The organism is Streptomyces sp. NPDC057474, from assembly GCF_042802555.1.
Lineage (GTDB): Bacteria > Actinomycetota > Actinomycetes > Streptomycetales > Streptomycetaceae > Streptomyces.
This window is the reverse complement of record NZ_JBHVDX010000423.1, coordinates 1-3,857: the sequence shown is the minus strand read 5'-3', so window position 1 is coordinate 3,857 and position 3,857 is coordinate 1. Positions and strand designations below refer to the sequence as shown.

3 protein-coding genes are annotated in these 3,857 nt (G+C 71.7%); 2 read left to right on the top strand and 1 reads right to left on the bottom strand.

What is annotated here, in order from left to right; translation table 11 throughout:
• The coding region (locus ACFU53_RS47115; protein WP_384006552.1) for an RICIN domain-containing protein at window positions 1–906 on the top strand (906 nt) is incomplete at its 5' end.
• Between the two features lie 2 nt (window positions 907–908).
• The gene (locus ACFU53_RS47110; protein WP_384006549.1) at window positions 909–2,303 is read left to right on the top strand and encodes a ricin-type beta-trefoil lectin domain protein; all 1,395 of its coding nucleotides are present in this window, start codon (window positions 909–911) and stop codon (window positions 2,301–2,303) included.
• Window positions 2,304–2,399: 96 nt separating this feature from the next.
• Here the strand turns inward: ACFU53_RS47110 and ACFU53_RS47105 are convergent.
• Window positions 2,400–3,857 (bottom strand): ATP-binding protein (locus ACFU53_RS47105; RefSeq protein ID WP_384006546.1); only part of this gene is annotated, 1,458 nt, incomplete at its 5' end.

Genomic DNA, 3,857 nt, shown 5'->3' with positions numbered 1-3,857 from the left:
CCGCGTCAGGTCACCTGGTTCGGCTCGAAGGAGGAGCGGCCGTACGCGCTCGCGGTGAAGCGGTCGGGGGTGACGCCGCTGGATGTCGAGGGCACCTATGTGCAGCGCAGCTTCATGCCGGGCTGGCTCGCCACCTGCCTCGGGATCTTCCTGGCGCTCGCGATCACGTTCCTGACGCTGTGGCTGGCCTACAAGCCCCGGGTCGTCAGCGCCGCCACCGAGTTCCAGGAGACCTCCGTCAGCACGTTGCCGCCCTCGGCCTCGCCGCAACCACTGGAGTCCGCGAAGCCGGAGCCGAAGCCGGAGCCGGAGGAGGCATCGGCTCCGTCCGAGCAGGCGGACGACGGTGGCGGCGGTGGCGGCGGTGGCGGCGGCGCGACCGCCGAGCCGACCGAGCAGGCCGAGGAGAAGGACAAGGGCGTGCTGCCCGCGCGCAACGTCCTCCTGCGCAACCTCGCCACCAAGCTGTGCGCCGACGTCCCCGGCGAGAGCAACGGGCGGAGAGACGGCCGGGTCCAGCAGTTCACCTGCGACGACAGCACGGCGGACAACCAGCTCTGGAACCTGGAGGTGAAGGCTGAGGAAAAGGCGCCCGACGGCAGTGATCTCTTCCAGATCCGCAACGCCAAGGACCAGCTCTGCATGGACCTGCCGAACTACGGAGAGAACCCGATCCATACGAAGATCACGGAGTTCACCTGTGACGGCACGACCAGCGACAACCAGTTGTGGTGGCTCGACCCGCAGCAGAGCGGCGGCTACTGGATCCGCAACTTCGCGAGCAAGAACAAGTGCCTCGAAATCGCGGGCAACGAAGACACACGCAACGAGGTGACCTTGATGCTCTTCCACTGCACCGTCACCGACGACCAGGAATGGCAGATCGTTCCCGGCGCGGGGGCCTGACCGTGAGCCTCTGGACTTCCCTCGAACCCGCCTCCGCGACCGTGGACCCGGGGGGCAGCACGACCGTACGGCTGCGTCTGCGCAACACCGGCGACGTCGTCGACGAGTACCGCTTCGAGCCCGTCGGCGACATCGCGCCGTGGACGACCGTGGAGCCACAGACGCTGCGGCTCTACCCGGGGACGACGGGGACGGTGGAGCTGACGTTCGCGCCGCCCCGCACCCCCGACGCGACGGCCGGCCCGAACCCGTACGCCGTACGGATCACGCCCACCCAGTACCCGGAGGCGACGACCGTCCCCGAGGGGAACCTGACGATCACCCCGTTCACGGAGGTGCGGGCGGAGCTCGTGCCGCCGACCGTGAAGGGGCGCTTGCGGGGACGGCCCAAGCTGGCCATCGACAACCTCGGCAACACGAAGGTCACCGCCGCCGTCAGCGGCAGTGACAACGGCGACCAGTTGTCGTACGACATCCATCCGAGCAACGTCCAGATCGAGCCCGGCCGTGCCGCGTTCGTGAAGGCCACGCTGAAGCCGAGACAGGTCATCTGGTTCGGGTCCAAGGAGGAGAGACCGTACGCGCTCGCCGTCCAACGGGCGGGCGTCGCGCCGCAGTCCGTCGACGGCACCTATGTCCAGCGGGGGTTCCTGCCGGGCTGGCTCGCCACCTGCATGGGGATCTTCCTGGCCCTCGCGATCACCTTCGTGATGCTGTGGCTCGCCTACCAGCCCAGGGTCGTCAGTGCCGCTGGCGAGCTCCAGGAGGCCGGTACTACGGCCCTGCCGAGCGCCAGCCCGTCCCCGATGGCCCCGGCGCCGAGCATCTCCGCGGCGCCGCTGCCCTCGGAGACGCCCGAGGCTCCCCAGCAGGAGGAGCAGCCCGAGGACTCGGGTCCGACGTCGGGATCCGGTTCGGGGTCGGGCTCCGGCTCCGGCGGATCGGGGTCCGGGTCGGACAAGGAACCGGAAACGAAGCCCACGACGAAGAAGCCGGCCGCCGCCAAGGGGTTCAAGATCATCGGCCAGGCCTCGAACCGCTGCGTCGACGTCACGGACGCGGAGAACGGCAAGGGCAAGGACGGCTCCCCGCTGCAGCTCTGGGACTGCGCCGGCACCGCCAACCAGAAGTGGGACTTCCGGAACGACGGCACCGTGCGCTCCCTCGGGCTGTGCATGGACGTCGCGTGGGGCTCCCGCGACGATGGTGCCGTCATCCAGGTGGCCAGGTGCAGCGGCAACCCCGCCCAGCAGTTCGTGCTCAGCACCGCCGGCGACCTGGTCAACCCGCAGGCCGACAAGTGCGTCGACGTGAAGGACAACGGCACCGGCAACGGCGCCAAGCTCCAGCTGTGGACCTGCGCGGGCACGCCCAACCAGAAGTGGCGCGTGAAGTAGTTCCGCCCGGCGGGGGCGTCCCCATCGGGGCGCTCCCGCCGTCCTCGCCCGGCGCTCCCGGCGTGTGTATCGGGGCCTCGCCGGATGCCGTGCCCGCTACCAGTTGCCCTCGCCCGGCACCAGCCGCCCGGCCTTGCGGTACTCGCGCTCCGCACCCTCCCGCAGGTCGGCCGTGGTGACCGGCCCGGCGCGCCCGGCGGCGGCGTAGGCGGCGGTGACGACCGCGCTGCGGATGGAACCGCCGGCCAGCTCGAAGTCGCGGGCGACCGCCGCCGGGTCGGTGTCGTCCGCGCGGGGCACCGCGGCGAGGCTGTGCCGCCACAGGGCCAGCCGCTGGGCGGTGTCCGGGAACGGGAAGTCGACCACCAGGTCCAGCCGCCGGGTGAACGCCTCGTCGATGTTGGCCCGCAGATTGGTGGTCAGCAGGGCGATGCCGTCGAAGGACTCAAGACGCTGGAGCAGATAAGCGCTCTCCATGTTGGCGTACTTGTCGTGGGCGTCCTTGACCTCCGAGCGCTTGCCGAACACGGCGTCCGCCTCGTCGAAGAGCAGCACGGCGTCGGTGCGGTCGGCCTCGGTGAAGATCCGTTCCAGGTTCTTCTCGGTCTCGCCCACGTACTTGTCGACGATCGAGGAGAGCTGCACGACATAGAGGTCCAGGCCGAGTTCGGCGGCCACGACCTCCGCCGACAGCGTCTTGCCGGTGCCCGACTCGCCCGCGAAGAGCCCGAGGACCCCATGGCCCCGGCCGCCCCCGGCGCTCAGCCGCCAGTCGCCGAGCACCCGGTCGCGATGGCGGGCACGCAGGGCGAGTTCCCGCAGCTGGGCGAGGGGCTTGTCCGGCAGGACGAGGTCGTCCCAGCCGACGTCGGGGCGGATCCGGCGGGCATGCCGCTCCAGACCGGAGGCGGACTGCACCCGCGCGGCCAGCCGTAGATGGGTGGCGGTCACCGGGGTGCCGTCGAACGCCGCGAGGTCCACGGCCGCGCGGGCGGCCCGCTCGATCCGGTCACCGCCGAGCCGGTACGGGGCGACCGTGGCCGCCAGGTCGAACCCCGGCCCGTCCGCCCCCGCTCCGAGCGCCGCCGACCAGGCGTCCACGGCACCCGAGGGCGGCCGGGGCACGTCGAGGACCAGCGGATCGCGGTCGCACCACTGCGGGTCGTACGGCTGCGCCCCGGCGAACAACACGGACACGTCGGCCGCCGTCAGCGCCCGGAAGAGCGCCCCCGGCTTCTCCGGCAGCGGCGACACCACGACCGCACAACCGCGCAGCCGGGCCTCGCGCAGCAGCCCGGGGAGGAGCCCGACGAGTTCGTCCTCGGCCGCCGGGGGCGTGAAGTGCAGCGCCTCCACCCCCGCCGCACGCAGGGCGGCCGAGGCACGCACCAGCCCGTCACCCTCTCGATGCTCCCGCAGATGGACGGTGACCGGGGCGGCGGCCAGCCGGGCGGCCAGCCTGGCGGTGAACCCGCCGTCCTCCACGGACGAGGACGAGGACGAGGTCGAAGGCGCGGACGGGAACGAGGTCGAAGGCGCGGACGGGAACGAGGT